General features: G+C 64.1%; 21 protein-coding genes and 3 tRNA genes. 8 read left to right on the top strand and 16 right to left on the bottom strand.

From position 1 onward, the window contains the following. Positions 1-255 precede the first annotated feature (255 nt). The 3 genes from IAE40_RS12105 to IAE40_RS12095 form a co-directional block, all read right to left on the bottom strand. A tRNA-Leu gene (locus IAE40_RS12105) sits at positions 256-340 on the bottom strand. A gap of 57 nt (positions 341-397) precedes the next feature. After that, positions 398-473 (bottom strand) — tRNA-His (locus IAE40_RS12100). Between the two features lie 46 nt (positions 474-519). Beyond that, a tRNA-Arg gene (locus IAE40_RS12095) sits at positions 520-596 on the bottom strand. 288 nt (positions 597-884) lie between these two features. Between IAE40_RS12095 and folD the strand changes: the two genes are divergently transcribed. Continuing rightward, entirely contained in the window at positions 885-1739 is an 855-nt protein-coding gene (gene folD, locus IAE40_RS12090) for a bifunctional methylenetetrahydrofolate dehydrogenase/methenyltetrahydrofolate cyclohydrolase FolD (protein WP_054892394.1), read from the top strand. 129 nt (positions 1740-1868) lie between these two features. Here the strand turns inward: folD and IAE40_RS12085 are convergent, their stop codons facing one another. The 6 genes from IAE40_RS12085 to IAE40_RS12060 are packed head-to-tail and all read right to left on the bottom strand — an operon-like array spanning position 1869 to position 7785. Then, on the bottom strand, positions 1869-3608 hold the full coding sequence (locus IAE40_RS12085) for an ABC transporter substrate-binding protein (RefSeq protein ID WP_054892395.1): 1740 nt from the start codon (positions 3606-3608) through the stop codon (positions 1869-1871). Positions 3609-3644: 36 nt separating this feature from the next. After that, positions 3645-3917 (bottom strand): DUF2160 domain-containing protein, encoded by a 273-nt coding sequence (locus tag IAE40_RS12080; RefSeq protein WP_054892396.1) that lies wholly within the window; start codon positions 3915-3917, stop codon positions 3645-3647. A 12-nt stretch (positions 3918-3929) separates the two neighbouring features. After that, on the bottom strand, positions 3930-4730 hold the full coding sequence (locus IAE40_RS12075; protein WP_054892397.1) for a carbohydrate ABC transporter permease: 801 nt from the start codon (positions 4728-4730) through the stop codon (positions 3930-3932). Positions 4731-4733: 3 nt separating this feature from the next. Beyond that, positions 4734-5597 (bottom strand): carbohydrate ABC transporter permease, encoded by an 864-nt coding sequence (locus IAE40_RS12070; RefSeq protein ID WP_054892398.1) that lies wholly within the window; start codon positions 5595-5597, stop codon positions 4734-4736. Further along, a complete protein-coding gene (locus IAE40_RS12065) occupies positions 5594-6691 on the bottom strand; it encodes an ABC transporter ATP-binding protein (protein ID WP_125930344.1) in 1098 nt (365 codons plus the stop codon). The genes IAE40_RS12070 and IAE40_RS12065 overlap by 4 nt, the downstream gene beginning before the upstream one ends. Next, positions 6691-7785, bottom strand: a complete 1095-nt coding sequence (locus IAE40_RS12060; protein WP_200603235.1) for an ABC transporter ATP-binding protein — start codon at positions 7783-7785, stop codon at positions 6691-6693. The genes IAE40_RS12065 and IAE40_RS12060 overlap by 1 nt, the downstream gene beginning before the upstream one ends. 223 nt (positions 7786-8008) lie before the next feature. On the opposite strand from IAE40_RS12060, the gene IAE40_RS12055 reads away from it, so the two are divergent. The 3 genes from IAE40_RS12055 to IAE40_RS12045 all read left to right on the top strand — a co-directional run bounded on the left by IAE40_RS12055 (position 8009) and on the right by IAE40_RS12045 (position 11893). Then, on the top strand, positions 8009-9772 hold the full coding sequence (locus IAE40_RS12055) for a sigma-54-dependent Fis family transcriptional regulator (RefSeq protein ID WP_200603234.1): 1764 nt from the start codon (positions 8009-8011) through the stop codon (positions 9770-9772). A gap of 137 nt (positions 9773-9909) precedes the next feature. Next, positions 9910-10827, top strand: a complete 918-nt coding sequence (gene ctlX, locus IAE40_RS12050) for a citrulline utilization hydrolase CtlX (protein WP_200603233.1) — start codon at positions 9910-9912, stop codon at positions 10825-10827. Positions 10828-10846: 19 nt separating this feature from the next. After that, positions 10847-11893, top strand: a complete 1047-nt coding sequence (locus IAE40_RS12045) for an ornithine cyclodeaminase (protein WP_200603232.1) — start codon at positions 10847-10849, stop codon at positions 11891-11893. Positions 11894-11933: 40 nt separating this feature from the next. Here the strand turns inward: IAE40_RS12045 and IAE40_RS12040 are convergent, their stop codons facing one another. The 5 genes from IAE40_RS12040 to IAE40_RS12020 form a co-directional block, all read right to left on the bottom strand. Then, positions 11934-13334 carry an aspartate aminotransferase family protein gene (locus tag IAE40_RS12040; protein WP_200603231.1) on the bottom strand — a complete coding sequence of 467 codons (1401 nt, stop codon included), beginning with the start codon at positions 13332-13334 and terminating at the stop codon, positions 11934-11936. A 167-nt stretch (positions 13335-13501) separates the two neighbouring features. After that, complete coding sequence (locus tag IAE40_RS12035; RefSeq protein WP_054892405.1) at positions 13502-14827, bottom strand: ATP-binding protein; 1326 nt, start codon at positions 14825-14827, stop codon at positions 13502-13504. Continuing rightward, complete coding sequence (locus IAE40_RS12030) at positions 14824-15507, bottom strand: response regulator (protein ID WP_054892406.1); 684 nt, start codon at positions 15505-15507, stop codon at positions 14824-14826. The genes IAE40_RS12035 and IAE40_RS12030 overlap by 4 nt, the downstream gene beginning before the upstream one ends. 99 nt (positions 15508-15606) lie before the next feature. Beyond that, positions 15607-16410 (bottom strand): MOSC domain-containing protein, encoded by an 804-nt coding sequence (locus tag IAE40_RS12025; RefSeq protein ID WP_063544082.1) that lies wholly within the window; start codon positions 16408-16410, stop codon positions 15607-15609. Between the two features lie 63 nt (positions 16411-16473). Then, positions 16474-17409, bottom strand: coding sequence for a chemotaxis protein CheV (locus IAE40_RS12020; protein WP_063544080.1), 936 nt, complete (start codon positions 17407-17409; stop codon positions 16474-16476). A gap of 351 nt (positions 17410-17760) precedes the next feature. Here IAE40_RS12020 and IAE40_RS12015 point away from each other — a divergent pair, with 351 nt between their 5' ends. The 3 genes from IAE40_RS12015 (at position 17761) to IAE40_RS12005 (ending at position 20252) form a co-directional block, all read left to right on the top strand. Then, complete coding sequence (locus IAE40_RS12015) at positions 17761-18282, top strand: histidine kinase (protein ID WP_234465133.1); 522 nt, start codon at positions 17761-17763, stop codon at positions 18280-18282. 427 nt (positions 18283-18709) lie between these two features. Beyond that, positions 18710-19603 carry a sensor histidine kinase gene (locus IAE40_RS12010; RefSeq protein WP_200603229.1) on the top strand — a complete coding sequence of 298 codons (894 nt, stop codon included), beginning with the start codon at positions 18710-18712 and terminating at the stop codon, positions 19601-19603. After that, complete coding sequence (locus IAE40_RS12005; RefSeq protein ID WP_054892411.1) at positions 19596-20252, top strand: response regulator; 657 nt, start codon at positions 19596-19598, stop codon at positions 20250-20252. The genes IAE40_RS12010 and IAE40_RS12005 overlap by 8 nt, the downstream gene beginning before the upstream one ends. Here IAE40_RS12005 and yegS read toward each other — a convergent pair. Then, positions 20236-21123: a lipid kinase YegS gene (gene yegS, locus IAE40_RS12000; protein ID WP_200603228.1), complete on the bottom strand. Its 888-nt coding sequence runs from the start codon at positions 21121-21123 to the stop codon at positions 20236-20238. The two genes, IAE40_RS12005 and yegS, sit on opposite strands and share 17 nt — an antisense overlap. A gap of 181 nt (positions 21124-21304) precedes the next feature. Between yegS and IAE40_RS11995 the strand changes: the two genes are divergently transcribed. Then, positions 21305-22540, top strand: coding sequence for a glycosyltransferase family 4 protein (locus IAE40_RS11995; protein WP_200603227.1), 1236 nt, complete (start codon positions 21305-21307; stop codon positions 22538-22540). On the opposite strand, the gene IAE40_RS11990 is transcribed toward IAE40_RS11995, so the two are convergent. After that, the gene (locus IAE40_RS11990; RefSeq protein ID WP_200603254.1) at positions 22529-23716 is read right to left on the bottom strand and encodes a molybdopterin molybdotransferase MoeA; all 1188 of its coding nucleotides are present in this window, start codon (positions 23714-23716) and stop codon (positions 22529-22531) included. The two genes, IAE40_RS11995 and IAE40_RS11990, sit on opposite strands and share 12 nt — an antisense overlap. Positions 23717-23738 lie beyond the last annotated feature (22 nt).

Genomic DNA, 23738 nt, shown 5'->3' with positions numbered 1-23738 from the left:
TTATTCGCGGAATCGCATCAACGCCAAACGCCAAGCAAGAATCCGACCAGCCGCCAACACCGAGGCACAACCCGCATGAACACTGGACTGGGAGGTGATGCCGAATGATGAACAGAAAAAATCCCGCCAGCGAACTGACACGAATGCGCCAGAATTCCGCTGCCCTGGGAATTTGCTGCAGAAATGAAAAATGCCGCACAAGGCGGCATTTTCAGGAGGTTTTCATGCGTTTGAGCGCGCATTGAAAACAGAAGATGGTGCGGACGAAGAGACTCGAACTCTTACAGCTTGCGCCGCTGGAACCTAAATCCAGTGTGTCTACCAATTTCACCACGTCCGCGTGATGCGCTTAAAACAAAGGCGCCTGATTATACAATCAAGGCGCCTTCGAAGAATATGGGGTGGACGATGGGAATCGAACCCACGACAACTGGAATCACAATCCAGCGCTCTACCAACTGAGCTACGCCCACCATATTGCGGTGTTACGTTACCTACTTGCTTGCCTAAGCTGCCTTATGGCGCACCCGGCAGGACTCGAACCTGCGACCATCCGCTTAGAAGGCGGATGCTCTATCCAGCTGAGCTACGGGCGCATATTCAATCTGCTTTCCATTACGATTGCAAATCAATTTTCAGCCTTACCGAACGAGCTAGCAAATCCGCTCATTCTGCCTGACTTTGCTAACCAGTGCTAGGTTGTGCCCGACAAGTGCGACGAATGTTATAGACGAGCCGAAAGGTCGTCAACACTTTTTTCAAAAAAATTTAAATTATTTAAGGGGTTAGGGGATTTGCCCGACCACGCGCCTTTGCCCTCGGCCCGGCTCGTGCGAGAATGCGCCCTCTTTATTGTTCCCTTCTCGATGGTTAATCACGCGTCTATGACTGCACACCTTATAGATGGCAAGGCGATCGCCGCCAACCTGCGCAAGCAGATCGCCCAACGTGTCGCCGAGCGCCGCCAGCAAGGCCTGCGCACGCCAGGCCTGGCGGTGATCCTGGTCGGCACCGACCCGGCCTCCCAAGTCTACGTTTCGCACAAGCGCAAGGACTGTGAGGAAGTCGGCTTCATCTCCCAGGCGTTCGACCTGCCCAGCGACACCACGCAGCAAGCCCTGACCGAGCTGATCGACCGTCTCAACGACGACCCGGCCGTCGATGGCATCCTGCTGCAACTGCCGCTGCCAGCGCATCTGGACGCTTCGCTGCTGCTCGAGCGCATTCGTCCGGACAAGGACGTCGATGGTTTCCACCCCTACAACATCGGTCGCCTGGCCCAGCGCATCCCGCTGCTGCGCCCATGCACCCCGAAGGGCATCATCACCCTGCTGGAGAGCACCGGGCAAGACCTGTACGGCATGAACGCGGTGATCGTCGGCGCCTCCAACATCGTCGGTCGCCCGATGGCCATGGAACTGCTGCTGGCCGGTTGCACCGTCACCGTCTGCCACCGCTTCACCAAGGACCTGGCCGGCCACGTCGGCCGCGCCGATCTGCTGGTGGTAGCGGCCGGCAAACCGGGCCTGGTCAAGGGTGAGTGGGTCAAGGAAGGCGCCATCGTCATCGACGTGGGCATCAACCGCCAGGAAGACGGCAAGCTGGTGGGCGATGTGGTCTACGAGACCGCCCTGCCCCGCGCCGGCTGGATCACGCCGGTTCCCGGTGGCGTCGGGCCCATGACCCGTGCGTGCCTGCTGGAGAACACCCTGTATGCGGCTGAAGAACTGCACAAGTAATCGTTCTCGGCACACAGCAATGAAAAACGGCACCCCAAGGGTGCCGTTTTTCATCAAGCGGTGAATCTACCGACGCTATTGCGGGAGCGCAGGGCTGCCTGCGTAGAGGTCAGTACGCTCGGCAACTGATCACTTGCGCGCCTCCTCCCACGACTTGAGCAGCTCGTTGTAGCTGACCGTCTCGCCCTTGGGCTTTTCGTTGGCCAGCTTCGGTTTCGGCGCACCTGGCTGGTCGAACCAGTACTGCGCATCACGCTCTGGGTTGAGCTTGGGCGCACAGGTGGCCTGGGCATTGGAACGCTGCAGCCGCTCCATCATGCGGTCCTGGTCACGGGCCAGGCCGTCGAGGGCCTCCTGCGGGGTCTTCTCGCCACTGGCCACCTCGGCGATATGACTCCACCACAGCTGCGCCAGGCGCGGATAGTCAGGCACGTTGGTGCCGGTCGGGGTCCACTGCACCCGTGCCGGGCTGCGATAGAACTCCACCAGCCCACCCAGCTTGGGCGCCATCTCGGTCATGGCCTGGGAGTTGATGTCCGATTCGCGGATCGGCGTCAGACCGACGATGGTCTTCTTCAGCGACACGGTTTTCGAGGTCACGAACTGCGCGTACAGCCATGCCGCGAGACGCTGCTTTTCCGGGGTGGACTTGAAGAAGGTCCAGGAACCGGTGTCCTGGTAACCCAATTTCATGCCCTCCTCCCAATACGGCCCCTTCGGCGACGGCGCCATGCGCCACTTCGGCGTGCCATCGGCGTTGACCACCGGCAACCCGGGCTTGACCATATCGGCGGTGAAGGCGGTGTACCAGAAGATCTGCTGGGCGATATTGCCCTGGGCCGGCACCGGGCCTGACTCGGAGAAGGTCATGCCCTGCGCTTCCTTCGGCGCATAGGCGCGCATCCAGTCCACGTACTTCTGCGTCGCGAACACCGCTGCCGGGCCGTTGGTATCGCCACCACGGGTGACGCTGGAGCCAACGGGGTGGCAGTCCTCGACGCGAATGCCCCACTCGTCCACCGGCAAGCCATTGGGCAGGCCCTTGTCGCCGCCGCCGGCCATGGAGAACCAGGCATCAGTGAAACGCCAGCCGAGCGAGGGATCTTTCTTGCCGTAGTCCATATGGCCGTAGACACGCTTGCCATCGATCTCCTTGACGTCCTCGGTGAAGAACTTGGCAATGTCTTCATAGGCCGACCAGTTCACTGGCACGCCCAGCTCGTAGCCGTACTTTTCCTTGAACTTGGCCTTCAGGTCAGGGCGTTCGAACCAGTCGGCGCGGAACCAGTAAAGGTTGGCGAACTGCTGGTCAGGCAACTGGTAGACCTTGCCGTCTGGCGCGGTGGTGAAGGAAATGCCGATAAAGTCTTTCAGGTCGAGCGTAGGCGAGGTGTAGTCCTTGCCTTCGTTGGCCATCAGGTCAGTGATCGACTGCACCTTGCCATAGCGAAAGTGCGTGCCGATCAGGTCGGAATCGTTGACCCAGCCGTCGTAGATGTTCTTGTCCGACTGCATCTGCGTCTGCAGCTTCTCCACCACATCGCCTTCCTGCAACAGGTCGTGGGTGAGCTGGATGCCGGTGATCTCGCTGAATGCCTTGGCCAGGACCTTGGATTCATACTCATGGGTGGTGAGGGTTTCCGACACCACGTTGATCTTCATCCCACGAAACGGTTCGGCGGCCTTGATGAACCACTTGAGCTCCGCCATCTGCTGCTCGGCACTCAAGGTGGAGGGCTTGAACTCGCTGCCGATCCATTTTTTCGCCGCGTCCTCGTACTGATCGGCCCACGCCGTGCCCTGCAGGCCGCCGAGCAGCAGCGCCGCGGCCAGAGTCAAATGTCGCCGCTTGTTGTCGTTATCGAACATTGTGATCTCCCGATTGAAATGATCCGCCGCCCCGGGCTAACCCCAGCGCAGCACCACCACGAGCCAGGCCAGCGACAGCAGCGAGGCCACCCACAGCGGCCAGTCGCTGGCGCCGATCACCGCAAGGTGCAGGTAGGCACTGGCCAGCAGGCCGATGAACAACCGATCGCCACGGCTGGTGACGAGCGGCAGAAAACCGCGCCGCTCCACGCAGGGGCGACGCAGCTCGAACACTGTCATGCACGACAGCAGCACACCGACGGCGACAAAGAACAGCGCCGTGGGCAAGGTCCAGGCCATCCACTCCATCGTTGCGCCCTCCTATACCCGACCCAGGGCAAAGCCCTTGGCCACATGGTTGCGGACAAACCAGATCACCAGCATGCCAGGCAGGATGGTCAGCACCCCGGCCGCAGCCAACACCCCCCAGTCGATACCCGAGGCCGACACGGTACGGGTCATCACCGCCGCGATCGGCTTGGCGCTCACCGATGTCAGGGTTCGCGCCAGCAGCAGCTCGACCCACGAGAACATGAAGCAGAAGAAGGCCGTCACGCCGATCCCGGAGCCAATCAGCGGTATGAAGATCTTCACGAAGAAGCGCGGGAAGCTGTAACCATCGATGTAGGCGGTTTCATCGATCTCTTTCGGCACCCCCGACATGAAACCCTCCAGGATCCATACCGCCAGTGGCACGTTGAACAAGCAGTGGGCCAGGGCCACGGCAATGTGGGTGTCGAACAGGCCGATGGACGAATACAGCTGGAAGAACGGCAGCAGGAACACCGCCGGTGGCGCCATGCGGTTGGTCAGCAGCCAGAAGAACAAATGGCGATCACCGAGAAAGCGATAGCGCGAGAAGGCATACGCGGCCGGCAAGGCCACCGCCAGTGAGATCACCGTGTTCAGGCACACGTAGTACAGCGAGTTGAGGTAGCCGCTGTACCAGCTCGGGTCGGTGAAAATGACCCGATAGTTGTCAAAGGTGAACGCCTGCGGCCACAGGGTCAGCCCGCCCAGGATCTCGGTGTTGCTCTTGAACGACATGTTCAACAGCCAGTAGATCGGCACCAGCAGGAAGAAGAAGTACAGCAGCAGCGGCACCGCTTTGCGCAAGGTCATGGCCTAATCCTTGTCGGCGTGGGTCATGGCGGTATAGAACAGCCACGACACCAGCAGGATGATCAGGAAGTACACCAGCGAGAACGCCGCCGCCGGCCCCAGGTCGAACTGTCCTACCGCCATGCGCGTGAGGGTCTGGCTGAGGAACGTGGTGGCGTTGCCCGGCCCGCCACCGGTGAGCACGAAAGGCTCGGTATAGATCATGAAGCTGTCCATGAAGCGCAGCATCACCGCGATCAGCAGCACGCTCTTGAGCTTCGGCAGCTGGATATGGCGAAACACCGCCCAACCCGAGGCGCGATCGATGCGTGCAGCCTGGTAATACACATCGGGAATGGCACGCAACCCCGAGTAGCACAGCAGTGCCACCAGTGAGGTCCAGTGCCAGACATCCATCACCAGCACGGTGACCCAGGCATCCAGCGGATCGCCTGCATAGTTGTAGCTGACCCCAAGCTTGGCCAGGGTGGCGCCAAGCAGCCCGATATCGGCGCGGCCGAAGATCTGCCAGATGGTGCCGACCACGTTCCACGGGATCAGCAGCGGAATGGCCATGATGATCAGGCACACCGAGGCCATGCGCCCCTTGGTCGGCATGGTCAGGGCAATGGCGATCCCCAGCGGGATCTCGATCAGCAGCACGCAGCCCGAATAGATGAACTGACGCAGCAGTGCATCGTGCAGCGCGGGGTCGCGCAACACCTGGCGGTACCAGTCGGCGCCAACGAAATAGCGGTTGGAGGCGTCGAAGATGTCCTGCACCGAGTAATTGACCACCGTCATCATCGGCACCACGGCGCTGAAGGCCACCAGCAGGAACACCGGCAGCACCAGCCACCAGGCCTTGTTGTTCGGCACCTTGTTCATGGCGTGGCCTCCAGCAGCAGGTCATCGACATAGAGCATCAGCCATTGCGCTGGCAGGCTGACCCACGCGCGCCCTTCAGGCAGGGGACGGTCCTCACCCATGCGAGCCTTGAGGGTGACGCCAGCCAGCTCCAGGGTGAGGATGCGGTAGGTGCCCAGGTCTTCTATATCCAGGACCTGGGCCTCGAAGGCATCATCGATCGGACGGTCCCAGACCTGCACGAACTCCGGGCGAATCCCCACCTGCAAGCGCTCGCGCGGTTGCTCGGCGAGGCGCTCGCGCAGGCCATCCGGCAATGGCAGGTGCAGACCGCCGAAACTCACGCCATCGGCTTCGGCACGCACTTCGATCAGATTCATCCCGGGGCTGCCAATGAAGTAGCCCACGAAGGTATGGCGCGGACGCTCGAACAATTCGCGCGGGGTGCCGAACTGGACAATGCGCCCACCGTGCATCACCGCGATCTTGTCAGCGAAGGTCGATGCCTCCAGTTGATCGTGAGTGACATAGATCATGGTGATGTTGAACTGCTCGTGAATCTGCTTGAGCTTGCGCCGCAGCTTCCACTTCAAGTGCGGGTCGATCACCGTCAGCGGCTCGTCGAAAAGGATCGCCGACACATCGTCGCGCACCAGGCCGCGGCCCATCGAAACCTTCTGCTTTTCGTCGGCGCTCAGGTTGCGCGCCTTTTTCTTCAGCACCGCCCCCAGGTCGAGCACCTCGGCGATCTCTTCGACGCGCGCCCTCACCCGCTGCTCATCCAGGCCCTGGTTACGCAGGGGGAAGGCCAGGTTGTCGAATACGCTCATGGTGTCGTACACCACCGGGAACTGGAACACCTGGGCAATGTTGCGCTGCTGCGGCGACAGCGCATTGACCGGTTGACCGTCGAACTGAACCTCGCCCTGGGACGGACTGAGCAGGCCGGAAATGATGTTGAGCAAGGTCGACTTGCCGCAGCCGGACGGTCCGAGCAAGGCGTAGGCCCCGCCCTGCTCCCAGACATGCTCGAGTTCGTGCAAGGCATAGTCGCCAGCGCCGGAGGGCTGGCGGCTGTAGCTGTGGGCCAGGCGATGCAAGCGGATCTCGGCCATCAGCGGCGCCTCCCCTGACGCAGGCCGGGGGCCTGTACCAGTTGACCGGTGCTGTCGAAGACGAACAGCTTGTGGGTGGGGATGAACACCGGGACCTGGGTGTCCACCTGATACTCGTGCACCCCCGGCAGGTGCAGGATCATCCGCCAGTGCTCGTTGCGCACATGCAGGAAGGTCTCCGAGCCGCTGATCTCAGCCAGCTCGACCAGCACGGTCAGCTCGAGGTCGTCGTCATGGGAGGGCACCAGGGTGATGTGACTGGGGCGCACACCGAAGCGGTAGTCGCCATCGGCCAGGGCGCGCAGATCGTCGGTACGGGCGAAGTGCACCGCACCGGCCAGGCTGACCTCGTTGCCCGCGACCCGCCCGCTGACCAGGTTGATCGGCGGCTCCGAGAACAGCTCGGCAGCCAGCACGTTGCAAGGCTTGTGGTAGACCTCGGCGGTCGGGCCGCTCTGCAGCAGCCGGCCTTCGTGGAGGATGGTGGTGGTGCCACCCAGGGCCAAGGCTTCGTTCGGCTCGGTGGTGGCGTACACGGCGATGCAGTTGCGTTCGGCGAACAGCGCGCGCAGCTCCTGGCGCAGCCCTTCACGCAGCTTGTAGTCGAGGTTGACCAGCGGCTCGTCGAAGAGGATCAGCGAAGCGTCCTTGACCAGCGCGCGAGCCATTGCCGTGCGCTGCTGCTGGCCACCGGAGAGCTCCAGCGGCAAGCGCTGCAGGTAGGCTTCGATACGCAACATCTCGGCGGTCTGGCACACCCGCTGGCGAATCTGCGCCTCTGGCAGGCGCGCCTGGCGCAGCGGTGAGGCGATGTTCTCGAACACGCTGAGGGTGGGGTAATTGATGAACTGCTGATAGACCATCGACACATTGCGTTCACGCACCGGGCGCCCGGTAACGTCCTCGCCGTCCATCAGCACCCGCCCGCTGTCCGGCCGATCCAGGCCGGCCATCAGGCGCATCAGGCTGGTCTTGCCAGACAAGGTACGGCCAAGCAACACATTGAACGAGCCCGGCTCGAAACGCAGACTGGCCTCGGCGATCCAGGCCTGGTTATCGACGTGGCGGCTGACCTGCTCCAGCACCAGGGTCATGGCGTAGCCTTCTTGTGATTGTTGTCCGCCGAACGGAGCCAGAACCGTGCCAGAAACCGCCGAACGCTCTGGCACCGGCTCCACGCAGCAGCGCCCTGTTCGCCTGCGAACACAAATGAACAGTTTCGCTGGACAGTTGAACAACCACGGCATTGACAATGAACAGTTGTGAACGACACTCAAGGGCGGTCGTCGACAACAACAATCACACAGGGACAGGCCCATGGCCGCTGATACCCCGACCCACGCCCACCTGATCCAGGCCTCCTGGGCCCGCTGCCGCGAATACGGCCTGCAACCGCACAGCGCGCCGGATTTCGACTGCCTGACCGGCGCGCAACTGAGCGAACTGCTCGAGCACCGCCAGGCCCTGCTGCAACTGACCCGCGACGCCGTGCTGCCGCAGTACACACACCTGCTGGGCAATTCCAGCTACCTGGTGATGCTCGCCGACGCCGGAGGCTGCCTGCTCGACGCCTGGGGCACGCGGCGCTTCGTCGAACCGCGCCAGCAGCACGGTTTCACACCCGGTGCACACTGGCAGGAGCGCGGCGTGGGCACCAACGCGCTGGGCACGGCATTGGCCTGCGGTGAGGCCATCCACGTCGGCCAGGACGAACATTTCCTGCGCCAGAACCGCTACATGGCCAGTGCTGCCGCGCCCCTGTTCGATGCCGAGCGCCGCCTGGTGGGCGTACTGGATGTCTCCAGCGATGGCTACCTGCCCGTCGCCCAGACCCTTGGCCTGGTGCGCATGATGGGCCAGAGCCTGGAGAACCGCCTGATCCTCGCCGCCCACGGCGACCGGCACGGGCAACTGGTGTTCAATACCGCACCCGACAACCTCGACAGCCCCTGGGCCGGCTTGCTGCTGTTCGACGAACGTGGCCGGGTGCTGGCAGCCAATCATCGCGCAGACAGCCTGCTGGGCCAGGATCCGCGGCAATGCACGCTCGAACAGCTGTTCCAGACCTCGCTCAAACAGATCCTCGCCCACCCTCAGGAGAGCGCCTTCGCCCTGCAAGTCGCCGGTCGCCACCGTTTCCACTGCCAGTGGCGCGCACCGCATCAACCCATGCGCAGCACACCGCCAAGCAGCGACCCGCGCGTGAGCAAGGCGCTGGCCCAGGCCGGCCTGCTGCTGGAGAAGGATATTCCGGTGCTGATCCAGGGCGAGACGGGCGTTGGCAAGGAGGTCTTCGTCAATACCCTGCATCAGGCCAGCAGCCGCGTCGGCCAGCCGTTGATCGCGGTGAACTGCGCAGCGATCCCGGCAGAACTGGTGGAGTCGGAGCTGTTCGGCTACGAGAAAGGCGCCTTCACCGGTGCCCACCACAAAGGCAACACCGGGCTGATCCGCAAGGCTGACGGCGGCATCCTGTTTCTCGACGAAATTGGCGACATGCCCCTTCCAACCCAGGCCCGACTGCTGCGTGTGCTGCAGTCGCGCTGCATCCAGCCGCTGGGCAGTGGTGAGCCGGTGGCGGTGGACATTCGCGTGGTCTCGGCGAGCAACCTCGACCTGGCTGCCGAAGTCCGCGCCGGGCGATTTCGCCAGGACCTCTACTACCGCATCGCCGGGCTGGCACTGGTACTGCCCCCGTTGCGCGAGCGCAGCGATCGGCGGGCGCTGATCGAGCAGGTGCATGCACGTTACCGCGAACCCGGACAGGTACAACACTTGTCGCCACGGATGCTGGCGCTGTTCGAGCAGCACCCCTGGCCGGGAAACCTGCGCGAGCTGGTGACCGTGATGCAGGTTGCCCTGGCGTTGGCGGGGCCTGATGCCATCGGCGAAGAGCACCTGCCAGCGGCGTTCCTGGTGGAAGCTTCGGCCCCCCTGCCTGCACCCGAACGGGCCGACACCGGGCAAGACCTCAACACGCTGCTGCGCGAAGCCAACGGTAATCTTTCCTCGGTGGCGCGGGCGCTGGGGATCAGCCGTACGACACTGTACAAGCGGCTGCGCTCGACGGCCGCAGGCTGAGCCAGGGCAGCGCAGCCGATTCCGCTGCAACGCCCACCATTTCAGCTGGAGCCGCTGCCCGTCACCTGCCGTTCAGCAGGCTTTTCCTACTTCCGCACCGGAAAATGGACACACAGCCACCTGTGGATGCGTGCCCAATGCAAACAACAAATACCGTCCTCATGATTCGCCCGGCGCGGTTCGCCTTCAACCCCGACACCGCCCTGACCAACCGCTTCCAGAGCGCACCGCTGGACCCTGACGCCGCCAGCAGCAAAGCCCTCGAGGAGTTCGACGGCTATGTGCAGACCCTGCGCCAGCACGGCGTCGAGGTTCTGGTGGTGCAGGACACGCCCGAACCGCACACACCCGATTCGATCTTCCCCAACAACTGGTGGAGCAGCCATGCCGATGGCAGCCTGGTGCTCTACCCGATGGAAGGTCACAACCGTCGCCTGGAGCGCGAAAAGGGTGTGCTGCAGGTGATCGAGGAACGCTTCGCCATCGAACGCACCATCGACCTGAGCCCACTGGAACAGCAGAATCTGTTCCTCGAAGGCACTGGCAGCATGGTTCTGGATCGCGAGCACCGTATCAGCTACGCCTGCCATTCCGGCCGCACCCACGAACAGGCGCTGCGCCAGTTCGCCGAACGCCTCGGCTACCGCCTGTGCCTGTTCCACGCCCTCGATCGCCAGCAGGCACCGATCTACCACAGCAACGTGATGATGAATGTCGGCCGCACCCTGGCTGTGGCCTGCCTTGACGCCCTGCCCCACGCCGACGAACGCCGCACCCTCGAACACTCCCTGCGCGACACCGGCAAGGAGGTGCTGGCACTGGGTTTCGACCAGTTGGAGGGCTTCGCCGGCAACATGCTCGAAGTGCACGACCGCAGCGGTCGCTCGCTGCTGGTGATGTCGCGCAACGCCTGGCGCTCGCTGGACGCCAGCCAACGCCGCCAGGTCGAGCGCCACAGTCATCCGCTGGTGGTCGATATCTACCACATCGAACGCATTGGCGGGGGCAGCGCACGCTGCATGCTCGCCGAAGTCCACCTTCCCTCGCGCCACTGAGCCCCCAAAGGAGCACTCCATGACTCGCTATATCGACGTGCAAGACCTCGCCCGCCTGGTCAACCGCAAGGGTCTGCCCACCTGCCTGGCGGAGATGGCTGAATACATTCGTGACGACTACCTGCGCTGGCACGACTTCGAAAAGTGCCCGCGCCTGGCCAACCACTCGCCCGATGGCGTGATCGAACTGATGCCGGTGTCCGACGCCAGCCTGTACGCCTTCAAGTACGTCAACGGCCACCCGAAGAACACCCACAACGGGCTGCTCACCGTAATGGCGTTCGGTGCGCTGGGCGATGTCGGCACCGGCGCCCCAGTGCTGCTCAGCGAAATGACCCTGACCACCGCTATTCGCACCGCCGCCACCTCGGCCCTGGCCGCAGGCTACCTGGCACGCAAGGACAGCCGAAGCATGGCGCTGATCGGCAACGGTTCGCAAAGCGAGTTCCAGGCCATCGCCTTCCACACCCTGCTGGGCATCGAAGAGATCCGCCTGTTCGACATCGACCGCGCCGCCTCGCAGAAACTCGCGGCCAACCTGGCCGGCTACCCCAAGCTCAAGCTGATCATCGCAGCATCCGTGGCCGATGCGGTACGCGGTGCCGACATCGTCACCACGGTCACTGCCGACAAGGCCTATGCCACCATTCTCACCCCCGAAATGATCGAACCGGGCATGCACCTCAACGCCGTGGGCGGCGACTGCCCGGGCAAGACCGAACTGCACCGCGAGATCGTCGAGCGCGCACGGGTGATCGTCGAGTACGAACCGCAGAGCCGCATCGAGGGTGAAATCCAGCAGATGCCGGCGGATTCGCCGACCACAGAATTCTGGCAGGTGGTCGAAGGGATCGCTGCCGGTCGCGAGAACGCCGCGCAGGTGACCCTGTTCGATTCGGTGGGCTTTGCCCTGGAGGACTACTCGGCGCTGCGCTATGTGCTGGATGTGGCCAAGGCGCTGGATATCGGCCACGACATTGCCCTGGTGCCCGAGCTCGAGAACCCGAAGGACCTGTTCGCCCTGCTGCAACCAAAAGCCGCGGCGCGTAACGCCAGCGCAGCATAAAAAAGCGGGGGCTGTAGTGCGCAGCCCCCGCAGGTCTGGATCAGTCGCCGGCCACTGCAGCCTGGACGGCACGGGCGAAGCGGTCGGCCACTTCGTCGATCTGCTCGGCGCTGATGATCAGCGGCGGCAGGAAACGCACTACAGCGCCATGCCGGCCACCCAGTTCGAGAATCAGGCCGCGCTTGAGGCACTCGCGCTGAACCTTCGGTGCCAGGCTGCGTGAGGCCGCCGGGTGGCCGAGGGCATCCAGCGCACCGTCCGGATCGATCAACTCGACCCCCAGCATCAAGCCTCGGCCGCGAATATCGCCCAGGTGCGGGTAGTCACGCTGCAGGTGCTGCAGATGGCCGCGCAGGCGCTGGCCCATGGCGGCGGCGTGTTCGTCCAGGCGATGCTCCACCAGGTAATTGATCACCGCCGATCCTGCGGCCATGGCCATCTGGTTGCCACGGAAGGTCCCGGCGTGAGCCCCAGGCGCCCAGGTGTCGAGCCACTCACGGTAGACCACTACCGCCAGCGGCAGGCTGCCGCCAATGGCTTTGGACAGGGTCACCACGTCTGGCACGATGCCCGCATGCTCGAAGGCGAACATACGCCCGGTGCGGGCGAAGCCGCTCTGGATCTCGTCGACGATCAGCGCCACCCCAGCCTGCTCGGTGATACGGCGCACACCGCGCAGCCACTCGATATCGGCCGGAATCACACCGCCCTCGCCCTGCACCACCTCAAGAATCACCGCCGCCGGCAGCTGTACCCCGGCCTCCGGGTCGAGCAGCAGGTTTTCCAGGTAATGCAGGTTGGCACGCACCCCCGCCTCGCCGCCCAAACCGAACGGGCAGCGGTAGTCATAGGGATAGGGCATGAACTGCACGCCGCTGTTGAGCAGTGCACCCAGGGGCTTTTTCGGCCCCAGGCTGCCCATCAGGCTCAGGGCGCCCTGGGTCATGCCGTGGTACGCCCCCTGGAAAGCCAGCACCGTGCTGCGCCCGGTGGCGGTACGCACCAGCTTCAACGCAGCTTCCACCGCATCGGTGCCAGTCGGCCCGCAGAACTGGATCTTCGCCTCGCGACGCAATGCCTCGGGCAGTACCGCAAACAGGTCCTGAACGAAGCGATCCTTGACCGGCGTGGTCAGGTCGAGGGTGTGCAGCGGCAGCTCATCGGCCAGCACGCGCTGGATCGCTTCGACCACAACCGGGTGATTGTGCCCCAGCGCCAGGGTACCGGCACCGGCCAGGCAGTCGATGAACTGACGGCCTTCGACGTCCTCGACATGGATGCCCCGGGCGCGCTTGAGCGCCAGCGGAATGCGACGTGGGTAGCTGCGGGCATTGGACTCCTGTTGCTGCTGGCGCAGCAGCAAGGCTGAATCCTCGAACTGGTACAGAGATTCCGGCGCAACAGCCGGCAGTGCCTGGGCAAGGCTGGAAGCGGTAGACATCGGCGAACCCTCGCAAGCAAGTAGGAATGCCCGCCACGTCCCTGTAACCGGATGTGTGTCGGGAAGTCATCGCTTGGGAGACGCTTGAGTAGGGTGTGGATTTAGCAGATTTTGGGGCCAACGTGGCTTTTCGCAGAGGCGTCCGCGAAAGCCACGTTGACCGATGATCAGGCCCGAGCCTCCCGCGCAGGCACCTGCAACCAGACCCGCAGCCCGTCACTGCGACTGTCGAAACGCAAGCTGCCCGCGCAGCGCTGGACGATCGCCTGGACAATCGCCAATCCCAGCCCACTGCCGACACTCTTGCTGTTGCGCCAGAAACGCTCGGTCAGGTGCTTGAGGTCCTCGTCGGCAATGCCCGGGCCATGATCGCGAACCAGAAAGCCCACCTGCCCATCGGCCATCTGCACCTCCAGCTCCACCGCCTCATTGCCACCATGGCGCAGGGCGTTGTCCAGCAGGTTGCGCAGCGCCGCCACCGCCAAGGGCGCGGGCATGCCCAGGTAGATGCGGGTGGCCTCTTCGGGCAGGCGCAGGACGATCCGCCGGTTGTCGCCGCCACCGGCGTCCTGCACCGCCTGGCGCGCGACTTGCTCGGCACTGCACAGCACGCCATCTTCGAACGACAGGCTACCCTCGACCCGGGCCAGCATCAGCAGTTGCTCCAAGGTCCGGTGCATGCGGTCGGCGCCCTGCTCGGCATGCTCCAGGGCCTGCTCGCGCACGCTTCCATCGGTCATGCGCGCCACTTGCAGGTGGGTCTTGATGGCGGTCAGAGGGCTGCGCAGTTCGTGCGCCGCATCATCGGTCAGGCGTCGCTCGCGCTCGATGGTCTGGGCGATCCGCAGGAACAGCTGGTTCTGGGTTTCCAGCAATGGCTGCAGCTCGCTGGGCATGCCCGCCACCTGCAAGGGTTCGACGCTGTCTGCGCGGCGCTTGCGCAGGGCATCGCGCATGCGGTTGAGCGGCTCCAGCCCCTTGCCCAGACCAATCCACAGCAGCCCCAGGCTGCCGAGCAAGGCCATCAGCACCGGTGCCGAAGCGGCCAGCAGGATCGACTGGTTGAGCGCCTCGCGTTCCTGATGGCGATCGGCCGTGGTGATCCGCACATCGCCGTGGTTGTAGGTGAAGGTGCGCCATGAACTGCCATCGATCGTCTGGTCACGGAAGCCGCTGCGCTGATCGTCCATGCTGCCATCGTGTTTGTGGTTGCTGGCCAGGATCTCGCCGCGCAGGGAACTGACCTGGCAGGCCATGCCGTCCGGCACGCTGAACTGGTCGGCCGCAAAGTGCGCGTCCCGGCCCTTGGCCCCCAACGGCTGCGGCAACTGGTCGACCAGGCCCGCCACCATCCGTGCCGAAGCCACCAGGCGCTGGTCGAGGGAGAACATCATCTGCTGGCGCAGGTCGCGCAACATCCAGGCCGCGGCCAGGATCCAGATCAGGATGAAGGCACTGCCCAGGATCAGCGACAGACGAACCCGCAGGCTCATGGCGCGGTCTCCTGCGGGGCCTGCGCTGCACCCAGGCGATAGCCCAGCCCGCGTACGGTCTCGACGATACTGTTGCCAAGCTTGCGCCGCAGGTGGTGGATGTGAACGTTCAGGGCATTGCTCTCGACTTCATCGCTGAAGCCATAGACGCAATCCTTGAGCTGTTCGCTGGACAGCACGCGCCCGGGATTCTGCAGCAAGGCCTGAAGCAAGGCCTGCTCGCGTCGGGACAGATCGACCGCACGACCGGCCAGGGTCGCCTCGCAACTGCTGGGGTTATAGACCAAGGGGCCGTGCTCGATGACATTCACGGCGCGCCCGGCCACGCGGCGCAGGAGCGTGTGCAGGCGCGCCGCCAGCTCGCGCAGGTCGAAAGGTTTGAGCAGGTAGTCGTCGGCGCCGGCCTGCAGGCCATCGACCCGGTCGGTGACCGCATCACGGGCCGTGAGCACCAGCACTGGCAGCACCTCGCCCTGCTGGCGCAGGCGCCGCAACAGCTTGAGGCCGTCTTCGTCGGGCAACCCCAGGTCGAGGATCATCACGTCGAACTGGGCCGCCTGGAGCAGTGCACGTGCCGCCGAGGCGCTGGCGACCCGATCGACGGTCAGGCCCTGGGCCGTGAGGCCGGCGCAGATGCCGCTGGCGATCAGGTCGTCGTCCTCGCAGAGCAGTACGTGCATGGGAAATCTCCGGGTAGGTGGATGCGCAGTGCAACAAAACGGGATTAAGCGCCGATTATGAACCTCACCCCGCGTTTCGTCGCCTGCGCCAGCCGTCGATTACTCGAGTACCTCGACCGGCATGCCGACTTCAAGTCGCCCGCTGCCATCGACCGCCAGGTTCTGCCCGAACAGTACGTCCCCTTCCCGCTCACGAAAGGTCTTGAGGGTGGTCAACGGCTCCCGGTCGCTACTGCGCTCACCCGTCTGTGGGTCGAGGGTGGTGAGGATGCAGCGCACACTGGGCTTGAGCACCCGCAGGGTCAGGTCGCCGATACGGATACGCTTCCAGCCGTCTTCGGCAAACGCCTCGGCGCCCTCGACCACCAGGTTGGGACGAAAACGCAGCATCTGCATCGGCCGGCCGATGCGCCGGTTGAGCTCATCGAGCGAGCCCTGGCCGATCAGTAATAAAGGAAAGCCGTCGGGGAAGGCCGCACGGTCACTGTTGAGGCCATAGCCGCTGGGCAGGTAGCGTGCTCGCTGCTGCGGACAGTGCACCAGACGTACCGCCTTGCCGAGCATCTGACTGAGCCACGCGGCGGCCTCGTCGCCGGCATCAGGCACGCGCAAGGTGTCGCGCCAGATGGTCACCCCGCGCAGGTCGTCGTCGGCACCCGGCACCTTGACCGTCAGCGGCGCCTGCCCAGGGGTTTGCAGCAGCAGGCTTTCTTCATCGCCACCGGTGGCCGTGAGCCGTCCCAATTGTGGCCAGGCACGCTGGGTAAGGAAGCGCCCGGTGTCCTGCTCGACCACCATCCAGCGCCGGTCGCCCGACAGTCCCATGGCATCCACCGTAGACTCGCCCAGACTCTGCGCCTGGCAAGACTTCACCGGATACCGATACAACGCACTCAGAAACATCCCAGCCCGCCTTGTGCCAGTCAAAAAGCCAAGCTTATACCCACCACGGGGCGTGTGCAGGTATCAGACTGGCGCATGATCGAGCGACAGACGCTCGCGCACCACATCCACCAGGCGGTCCGGCTGGAACTTGGAGAGGAAGTTGTCGCAGCCGACCTTCTTCACCATCGACTCGTTGAAGCTGCCCGACAGCGACGTGTGCAGCACCACGTAAAGCCCGCGCAGACGCGGGTCATTGCGGATCTCGGTGGTCAGGCGGTAACCGTCCATCTCCGGCATTTCGGCATCGGTGAAGATCATCAGCAGTTTTTCGCAGACGTCCTCTCCGGCATCGGCCCAGCCCTTGAGCATGCGCAGCGCCTTCAGGCCATCACTGGCGATGTGCAGCTTCACACCCAGTTGCGACAAGGTGTCACGCAGTTGGGCCAGGGCCACGCTGGAGTCATCCACGAGCAGCACTTCACGACCGCGGGCACGGGCGAGCACCGGGTCTTCGAGCTTGTCGCGCGACACCTTGGCGCTGTAGGGCACGATCTCGGCCAGCACCTTCTCCACGTCGATGATCTCCACCAGTTTCTCGTCGACCTTGGTGATCGCGGTCAGGTAATGCTGGCGGCCGGCACTGGTAGGCGGTGGCATGATGGCTTCCCAGTTCATGTTGACGATGCGGTCGACGCCGCCCACCAGGAAGGCCTGTACCGAGCGATTGTACTCGGTGACGATGATGGTGCTGTCCGGCCCTGGCTGCAGCGGGCGCATGCCGATCGCCTGGGACAGGTCGATCACCGGCAGCGTCTGGCCGCGCAGGTTGACCACGCCACAGACGAAGGTGTGGCGCTGCGGCATCAGGGTCAGCTTGGGCAGTTGCAGCACCTCCTGCACCTTGAACACGTTGATCGCGAACAGCTGTCGCCCCGCCAGGCGGAACATGAGGATTTCCAGGCGGTTCTCGCCTACCAATTGCGTGCGTTGATCTACCGTGTCGAGAATGCCAGCCATTGCGCAACCCCCTGGCTCTGTGCCGGAAAAAGTGGATACATCCGCCCTGTATCGGCACAATCTGCCGGAGCTTGACCCCTGCAGAAAAATGCCTGAACGGCGATTGATATCACTTTACCATCATGCTTTACTGCTGCCACATCCCTCCTCATCCGCCGCGCTGCGGACGTACCACTGCCTCTGAGACCTCATCAGGGAAACCCCTAGGAGCAATCGGGAGCAACCTGATATTCGCAATATCCATTAGCCATTAATGTGACGCCATTCTCACTGCATGAACGGAGTCAGGCTCTTGTCAGCGAACATCTCGGTGTGGCCAACCCCTGCTCCAACCCCGCACGTTGGAGTTTCATGATGGAGCGGGCGCTCTCGAACACAGCGATCCTGCAGGACTTCCTGCTGGATGCGCAGGTCCTGCTGAACGAGTCCCAGGAATGCCTGCAACACCTGGAGCTGATCAGCAACGACGCTGACGCTTGCCATTGCCTGAGCAAAGCCCTCAAGACACTCGCCCGTCGAGCAGACGCCTCGGGCGTACTCGAGATCGCCCACTACGCCTCGGCCCTGCACCGCCTGCTGGCGCCTGGCTGCACCAGCCGCAACCTGCCGCAGGGCGCGCTGCCGGCACTGGCCGACTGCCTGACACTGCTGGCCTGGCAACTGGAACTGGTCGATGAACGCACCGGACACCTGAACCTGGACAGCAGCGAGCAGCACCTGCTGCTGGTCACCCTGGCGGGTGTGCTGGATCAACCACTCCCGCAGGCCTGTACCCTGTGCGACGAAAACGAGCGCCACTGCGTGCACCCCCAGTTGCTCAATATGACCATTGAGCCCAAGCACGCCTACGGCACATCAACTCGCAAAGACTAGGGGTCTGTCTGAAATGTGCAGACACATTTCAGACAGACCCCTAGTGATGTGGCCCCGCGTAACTCGTGTGACTGGCGGCCCCAAACACATGGCAACTTGGCAAGTTTGTACAAGTTCTGTCTAGTTCCGCAGACTCGCCGCGTTAGTTGAGTTTGGAAGTTACTGCCTTCTCAAACGATAATGGCTTATTGCCACTTCTACAGGCATTGCACCCCATTGCCATGCCTCGGAAACACCTTGGTTTCAGGCAACTAACCAGCCGGGACCAAACCAACTCGAAGTGATACCATGCGCGCAAATGAACGAACGCCCAACGGATCTTCAGCGATTACAACAGGGCTCGTTCCTGGTTGAAAGGCAGGACATTCACGATTCTCCAGAGAGATTGGCGACCTGCGCCGGCAATAATTCAGTGGCTTTCCTATCTATGCTCCCACGCTTGAAGATTTCCCTGCGTTGTCGCTCTCGCACCGCCTTGCTGCGTGCGGCAACCGCCGTGCTGTGCGTGGCATCGCTGGTCACCAACCTGGTGCTCTACAGCAACGGGCAACCTGTATCGGCCGGTGCCCTGGCGCTGCAGTTGGCCGCCCTGCTCGGGGCCGGCTGGCACCTGCGTCATGGCGCTCGATCGATCAACCTGCTGCCGGCGGAGCTGGCCGACCGCATGCTCAAGGTCCAGGAAAGCGAACGCCAGCACCTGAGCCGCGAGTTGCACGATGACATCGGCCAGTTGCTCACCGCCGCCAAGCTTCAACTCGACTGGTTGCAACGTCGCGTGCCTGCACCGCTGCAGGCGCAGTGCGACACGCTGCGCAAGACCCTCGACGACACCCTGGGCAACGTGCGTGACGTCTCGGCGTTGCTCAACCCACGGCAACTGGCCAGCCTGGGCCTGGAGGCCAGCCTGCGCGCGCATCTGCTGCGTGCCCTCGAGAACAGCGAGGTGCACTGGAGCCTGGAATGCAAACAGCGCTTGGGCGGCATCTCCGAGGAAGTGACCATGGCCGCCTTTCGCATCACCCAGGAAGCGGTCACCAACGTGCTGCGCCATGCCCAGGCGCGCAACTTGCTGATCAGCCTGCAACGCACCCCCGCCGGGTTGCTGCTGACGATCCTCGATGACGGTGTGGGCTTCGTCCCGGCCAGCAAACCGGGCGAAGTCGGGCAACGTGGCATGGCCGGCATGCAGGAGCGAGCCACCGCCCTGCAGGGCAGCCTGAGCGTGACCAGCCAGCCTGGAGCGGGCACCCGAATCGAAGCGCTGTTCCCCTGGCCTGCACGCAGCCAGGAACGTGCCAGGACACCCGCCACCGATGATTAGACTGCTGTTGATCGACGACCATTCGCTGATTCGCGCGGGCGTGCGCGCACTGGTGTCCGATATTCCCGACTACACCGTGGTCGGTGAAGCCGACGACGGCCAGCACCTGCTGGAGATGGTCCAGCGCCTGAGCCCCGACATCGTCCTGCTGGACATCTCGATGCGCTCGACCAACGGCCTCGACGCTCTGACGCAATTGCGCGCAAACGGTTGCACCTGCAAGGTGCTGATCCTGTCGATGCACACCGACCCCGACCTGATCATGCGTGCCCTCGAAAGCGGCGCCCACGGCTACCTGCTCAAGGACACCACCGCCAACGAGCTGGAGCACGCCCTGGCCGCGTTGCGCAACGGCGAGCGCTACCTCAGCCCGGCCATCGCCCACACGGTGATCAATCAGGCCCTGCTGCGCGCACAGGCCAGCAAGCAGCCGAGCAGCGATCGCCACAACCTCACCGCCCGACAACTGGAAATCCTGCGCCTGATCGTGCGTGGCAAGTCCACGCGCGAGATCGCCGCAGGCTTGGGGCTGTCGATCAAGACCGTTGAAACTCACCGCTCGCAAATCATGAAGCGTCTGCAGATCTACGATGTCGCGGGCTTGGTGCTGTTCGCGGTGCGCGAGAAAATCATCAGCCTGGACGACTGAACAGCGGCGAATCGGCGGGCAGGTGCACGCGCAGGGCGCCCGGCGCCGCCTCGAAACGCAGGCTGCCGGCCTGCAACGGCTCACCGTCCAGGTTGATGTCCAGCCCCTCGGCCTGGCCGATCTCGACCCAGGGCAGGCGCGCACGCACGAACAGCTCCTCGCCCGTCAGCAAGTCACGCAGTGCGCCCACCATCGCCTCGGGTGCAGGCAGAATCGCGACCTCCAGCAAGCCATCATCGGCCAGCGCCTCGGGGCACAGCACATGGCCGCCGCCGGCCTGGCGACCGTTGCCGATGGCCAAGGCCAGCAACTGCCCCTGCCAGTGGAAATCAGGCCCGTGCAGGGTCGCCGAAGCGGCCTGCAACTCACTGAAGCGCGACAGCCCGGTGAACAGGTACGCCGCCCCACCCAGTACCTTCTTCAAGTCTTCGGACGTATTGGCTGTCACCTGGCTGCCAAAGCCGCCGGTGGCCATGTTGAGGAACATCTGCTCACCCACCCGCCCCAGGTCGATGGGACGGGCCGGTACATCCAGCAAGGCCAGGGCGGCCGCTGGCTCCAACGGCACACCGGCGGCGCGGGCAAAGTCGTTGGCAGTGCCCAGCGGCAGCAAGGCCAGGCTGGCGTCGGCCTGCATTTGGGCCATGGCCTCGGCGATATCGCGAAGGGTACCGTCGCCACCGCCGGCTACCACGTGCGTGTAACCGCCCGCCAGGGCTTCTTCGACCAAACGCCGGGCATCGCCCGCCTCCCAGGTCAGGCGCACATCCAGTACCTGCCCGCGCTCGCGTCGCACGCCCACGGCGCTGCGCACCTCTTCGTTCATGGCCTGCTTGCCATGCAGGATCAACATCGCCTTGTGCCCGTGCATACGAGATTCTCCTTAGAACACGCCAACCTCAATCTCGACCACAGGCAACCGGCAATTGCTGCACGGCAACGTAAAATTCAACCCAGGCCATCACTCGACAAATAATTGGCTACGCTTAAGAGAGCCCCGCCACACAGTCATATTATTGACCCTTGTGCAGCCTCACCTGACAGGAGCGGTCATGCGTATTCTCTGGACATTGCCCTACCTGCCCTGGCCCACCACCAGCGGCAGCAAGACCCGCCAGTACCACTTGCTGCGCGAACTGGCACATCACGGCCATCGCATCACGTTGCTGGTGCAATCGAAGGTGCCTCTGTCCGATCCCGCGCGCCAAGCCCTCGAACCGCTGCTCGAACGCCTGATCGTGTTGCCACGGCGCCCCGTGCAGAGCCCGCTCAACCTGCTCGCCTCACCCATCATCGACTACCCCATGCGCGCCATCATCAATGGCTTGGCGCCCTGCCTTCGGCACCGCTTCGAGCAGTTGCTCGACGAGCCCTGGGATGTCATCCAGATCGAACACAGCTACGCCTTCCAGCCCTTCGAGAAGGCCCTGCAACGGCGCGGCCTGCCCTACCTGCTCAGCGAACACACCCTCGAGTCGGTGATGGGCGCAGCCTGCCATGATCGCCTGCCCTTGTGGTTGCGTCCGCTCAACGCCTTCGATCGCTGGCGCTACCGGCGCTGGGAGCAGCGCGTGCTGCGCCAGCCCAACGAAGTCGTGGCGGTCAGCCCGCACGACGCCGAGCTGATCGGACAGATCAGCGGGCGGACGGTGAACGTGGTGGTCAATGGCGTCGACTGCGATCACTACCAGCACGTGCAACCGGCCCTGCACAGTCAGCGTCTGCTGTTCGTCGGCAACTTCGAATACGGCGCGAACCTGGAGGCCATCGAGTGGGCACTGGAAGACATCCTGCCCCAGGTCTGGCAGAGCAATCCGGCAGTGCGCCTGGCCATCGCCGGGCACGCCCTGCCCGCGCACTGGAAGCTGCACTGGAACGACCCGCGCATCGAATGGCTTGGCTACCGCCCCGACCTTCGCGAAGTGCAACGGCGCTCGGCGCTGTTCTTCGCGCCGCTGCGTTATGCCGGCGGGTCGAAGGTGAAGATTCTTGAGGCGATGGCCGCCGGGATGCCGGTGATCACCACCGGCAAGGGCGCTTCGGGCCTGGCAGTGAACAATGGCGAGCACTACCTGGGCGGTGACGACGGCAGCCAACTGGCGCTGCTGCTGACCCAGTTGCTCAACCAGCCCTGGCGCATGACCCAACTGGGGGAAGCCGGGCGACAGTTCGCCCGGCAGCGCCATGACTGGAGCGTTGCCGCCCAGCAACTGGAGAACGTGCACATGCGCCTGACCCAACTGGCACCGGCGCAGGCCGCGCCGCTCGGCGGGATGCTAGCCAAGTAGCTCGCTGAATGGGATGAACGTCACGCTGTCGCCTGGGCTCACCGTCGTGCCCTCACGCACCTCGACCAGCCCCTCGGCCCAGGCTGCGCTGCGCAGTACACCCGAGCTCTGGTTCGAGTAGATGCGTACCTGCCCACCCTCGATCCGCGCACGCAGGTATTCGCGACGATTGCCCGGCTTGGGCCAGTCGAAACCTGCCGGCACGTCGAAACGCAGCGGCGTGACCTGCTCGACGCCCAGGCGACGCAGCAAGTAGGGACGTGTCAGCAAGGCGAAGGTAACCAAGGTGGACGCCGGATTCCCCGGCAGGCCGATCACCGGCACGCCACGGAAAAGCCCGAAGGTCAGTGGCTTGCCCGGCTTGATCGCCAGCTTCCACAGCGCCAGCTCGCCAGCCTCGCGCAGGGCCATGCCCAGGTAGTCGGCCTCCCCTACCGACACACCGCCGGTAGAAAGAATCAGGTCGACGTCGCCCAGACTGGCCAGGCATTGGCGGGTCAGCGCCAGGTCATCGGCGAGGATGCCGGCATCGATGACCTCGCAGCCCATGCGCTGCAACCAGCTGACCAGCAGTCGGCGGTTGCTGTTGTAGATCTGCCCCGGGCCCAGCGGCAGCCCCGGCTCGACCAGCTCGTCTCCGGTCGACAACACCGCGACCCGCACCCGGCGCCGCACACGCAGGTAGCCGTGGCCCAGGGTGGCGGCAAGACCCAGTTCGATCGGGCCCAACAGCGTGCCGGCGTTCATCACCTGCTCGCCAGCGCGGGTTTCCTGGCCCTGGGGGCGCACATTCTGGTGCGGCGCCAAAGCTTCGACAAAGCGCACGCGGCCATCGTCGAGCACCTCGGCGTTTTCCTGCATTTCGACGCAGTCGGCACCTTCAGGCAGCGGCGCACCGGTGAAGATCCGCGCGCAGGTGCCAGGTTGCAGCGGTGCCGGAGCGTGACCGGCAAAGATGCGCTGGCTCACCGGCAGCGGTTCGCCCTGCCAGTCGGCAAGACGCAAGGCGTAGCCGTCCATGGCGCTGTTCGGCCAGGGCGGCAGGTCGACGCTGGCGAACAGGTCGTGCGCCAGTACACGGCCTTCGGCATCGGCCAGCTCGACCTCTTCGGTTTCACTGATCGGCGCCGCCTCGGCCAGCGCCAGCAGGCGCTCCAGCGCTTCTTCCACCGGCATCAACGGCCGGCTCGACGCAGCC

Source organism: Pseudomonas sp. S44, assembly GCF_016624805.1.
GTDB lineage: Bacteria > Pseudomonadota > Gammaproteobacteria > Pseudomonadales > Pseudomonadaceae > Aquipseudomonas > Aquipseudomonas machongensis.
The sequence above is the reverse complement of the archived record's forward strand: the minus strand, read 5'-3'. Positions and strand labels throughout refer to the sequence as shown.